We start from the raw sequence: 3,052 nt of genomic DNA, 5'->3' as shown, positions 1-3,052 counted from the left end.
GCCAGCAGCGCGGCCTGGTTGCAGCCGCGGCGGCGCAGGCGGCGAGGATGCACCGGCACCGGCAGCACCACATCGGGCCGGATGCCCGGAGGCAGGCGGTCGGCCAGCAGGTGCCCGAAGCTGGTGGCCAGCGGCAGGCGGCCGTGGTACTTGAGTGCGGCGATCAGCCGGTCGACCGGGAACTCGTAGCGGAATAGCGCGAAGGCGCGCGACCAGGGCGGTGGCGTCAGCCGGCAGTCCGGGCAGCGTTCGGCGCCTTCGCTGTCTCCGCTCTCCTCGCACGCGGTGTCGAGGCCGGTCGCCAGCGGCAGCGCGCAGCCGGCGCAGGCCGGCGGAAGCCAGGGCAGATCGGCGAGGCAGTCGGGACACAGGCAGTGGCGGCGGGCACGGGCGCCGCAGAGCAGGCAGCATCCGGCCGATATATTGTCAACCTTGGCGAGTGCCTGAAGTTGACGATTGTCGGCGAGCCCGGCCAGAATCGGGGCCATGACGGCGCCGGCCCGCCTGCTGCCTGCCACGGCCGCCCGCCACCATCGCATTCCCCCGATCCCGATACCACGGAGCAGCTCCATGTCCGTCTCCCTCCCGAAAGATGACCAGCCGGTCCGCAGCGACTGGACCCGCGCCGAAGTGCGTGCGCTGTTCGACCTGCCGTTCAATGACCTGCTGTTCCAGGCCCAGGTGGTGCATCGCCGGCATTTCGACGCCAATGCCGTCCAGGTCAGCACGCTGCTGTCGATCAAGACCGGTGCCTGTCCCGAGGACTGCAAGTACTGCTCGCAGTCGGGCCGCTACGACACCGGTCTGGACAAGGAAAAGCTGCTGGCCATCGAAAAGGTAGTCCAGGAAGCGCAGAACGCCAGGGACAAGGGCGCTTCCCGCTTCTGCATGGGCGCCGCCTGGCGCAGTCCGCGCGAGAAGGACATGCCCTATGTGCTGGAGATGGTCCGGCGCGTGAAGTCGCTGGGGCTGGAGACCTGCATGACGCTGGGCATGCTCGACGATGACCAGGCCGGGCGTCTGGCCGAGGCCGGCCTCGACTATTACAACCACAACCTCGACACCAGCCCCGAGCACTACAACCAGATCATCACCACGCGCACCTACCAGGATCGCCTGGATACGCTGACCCGCGTGCGCGATGCCGGCATGAAGGTCTGCGCCGGCGGCATCGTCGGTCTCGGCGAGTCGCGCGAGGATCGCGTCGGCCTGCTCACCCAGCTTGCCACGCTGCCGGTGCATCCGGATTCGGTGCCGATCAACCAGCTGGTGAAGATTCCCGGCACGCCGCTGGGCGATGTCGAGGACCTGGACCCGTTCGAATTCGTGCGCACCATCGCGGTGGCGCGCATCGTCATGCCGAAGAGCATGGTGCGCCTGTCCGCCGGTCGCGAGCAGATGCCGGAGTCGTTGCAGGCGCTGTGCTTCATGGCCGGCGCCAACTCCATTTTCTATGGCGAGAAGCTGCTGACCACGGCGAACCCCGAGGCCGAGGCCGACCGCAAGCTGTTCCGGCGCCTGGGCCTGACGCCCAAGGTCGAGGACGCCATTCCGCATGCCGCTGCGCCGGCCCATGACGATCTGGCCGGTGATGCCGCGACCGCCCGCGCCGCGCTGCCGGCGGAGGCGCGCGTCGCCACCGCCGTTGGCTTCTTCGACCCGCGCCCGGCGGCGCCGGCGTCCGCGTCGCTCTGGCATGACGCCATGGCCGCCGCGCCGGCGAGCCGGGCCGTCAACTGATGCCGGCGGCCGCCACGCTGCCCGCTGGCGGCATGCCTGATGATGGCCTGCCCGGTGACTGGCGGCAGTGGCTGGGCGATGTGCTGGCCGAGCGCGAGGCCGCCAGCCTGACCCGGCGCGCGCGCAGCCTCGACTCCGCACAGGGGCCGCGCGTGCTGCGCGACGGCCGCTGGCTGCACAACCTCTGCAGCAACGACTACCTCGGACTGGCCGCCGATCCGGCGCTGCGCCAGGCCCTGGCCGATGCCGTCGTCCGCGTCGGCGTCGGTGCCGGTGCCGCCGGCCTGGTCTGCGGGCATCACGCCGAGCACGCCGCGCTGGCCGAGGAGCTGGCGGACTGGCTGGGCGTGGAGGCCGTGCTGCTGTTCGGCAACGGCTACCTGGCCAACCTCGGGCTGCTGCAGGGGCTGGCGGGCAAGGGCGACGCCATTCTCCAGGACCGTCTCAACCACGCCTCGCTGCTCGATGGCGGCCTGGCCTCGGGTGCCCGTCACCAGCGCTACGCCCACCGCGACAGCGACGATCTGGCGCGCCGCCTCCATGACCTGCCGGCCGACACCCGGCGCCGCCTGGTGGTCAGCGACGGCGTGTTCAGCATGGATGGCGACCTGGCGCCGCTGCCGGCGCTGACGGCGGTCTGCCGCGCGCACGGCGCGCTGCTGGTGCTGGACGAGGCCCATGCCTTCGGCGTGCTCGGCGAGCAGGGCCGGGGCAGCGTCAGCCATTTCGGTCTGCCGGCGGCGGCGGTGCCGCTGCGCATGGGCACGCTGGGCAAGGCCTTCGGTGTCTACGGCGCCTTCGTCGCCGGTCCGCGCCTGCTCATCGATGCCCTGCAGCAGCTCGCGCGCCCGGCCATCTACACCACGGCGCTGCCGCCGGCGCTGGCGGCGGCCACGCGCGAGGCGCTGCGCCGGGTGCGCGCGGACGACTGGCGGCGCGAACAGCTGAACCTGCGCATCGCCCAGCTGCGCGCCGGCCTGCTGGCGCAGGGCTGGACGCTCATGGACAGCGCCACGGCGATCCAGCCGGTGCTGCTCGGCAGCGCCGAGCGCGCGCTGTCGCTGTCGCAGGATCTGCTCGAGCGCGGTTTCCTGGCCGGAGCCATCCGCCCGCCGACGGTGCCGTCCGGCACCGCCCGCCTGCGTCTGACGGTGACCGCCACGCACACGGCCCAGGCCGTGGATGACCTGCTGAACGCGCTGGCCGAGCTGGCGCCCCGCTACCTGGAGTCCTGATGTCCGCGCTGCTGCCCTACCACGATACCTATGCCTGCACCGGCCCGGCCGGCGCCGGTGCGCCCGAGCTGGTGCTG

The 3,052-nt window shown here is 72.0% G+C and carries 2 protein-coding genes and 1 pseudogene; 2 read left to right on the top strand and 1 reads right to left on the bottom strand.

The genetic code is table 11. The features are described 5' to 3' along the window. Positions 1-488, bottom strand: a 488-nt coding sequence (locus C5O18_RS08010; RefSeq protein ID WP_146089288.1) for a ComF family protein, incomplete at its 3' end; no start/stop codon positions are given. An 82-nt stretch (positions 489-570) separates the two neighbouring features. On the opposite strand from C5O18_RS08010, the pseudogene bioB reads away from it, so the two are divergent. After that, positions 571-1,605 (top strand): annotated as a pseudogene (gene bioB / locus C5O18_RS08005) (biotin synthase BioB); the annotation flags it as partial. 167 nt (positions 1,606-1,772) lie between these two features. Continuing rightward, the gene (gene bioF, locus C5O18_RS08000; protein WP_105192996.1) at positions 1,773-2,975 is read left to right on the top strand and encodes an 8-amino-7-oxononanoate synthase; all 1,203 of its coding nucleotides are present in this window, start codon (positions 1,773-1,775) and stop codon (positions 2,973-2,975) included. Positions 2,976-3,052: the final 77 nt, after the last annotated feature.

Source organism: Amnimonas aquatica (assembly GCF_002943415.1).
GTDB classification, from domain to species: Bacteria; Pseudomonadota; Gammaproteobacteria; order Pseudomonadales; family Moraxellaceae; genus Perlucidibaca; species Perlucidibaca aquatica_A.
The sequence above is the reverse complement of the archived record's forward strand: the minus strand, read 5'-3'. Positions and strand labels throughout refer to the sequence as shown.

What these genes read in the sequence shown, in the direction of transcription:
- bioF (WP_105192996.1), top strand. Translation starts at nt 1,773, where the DNA reads ATGCCTGATGATGGCCTGCCCGGTGACTGGCGGCAGTGGCTGGGCGAT.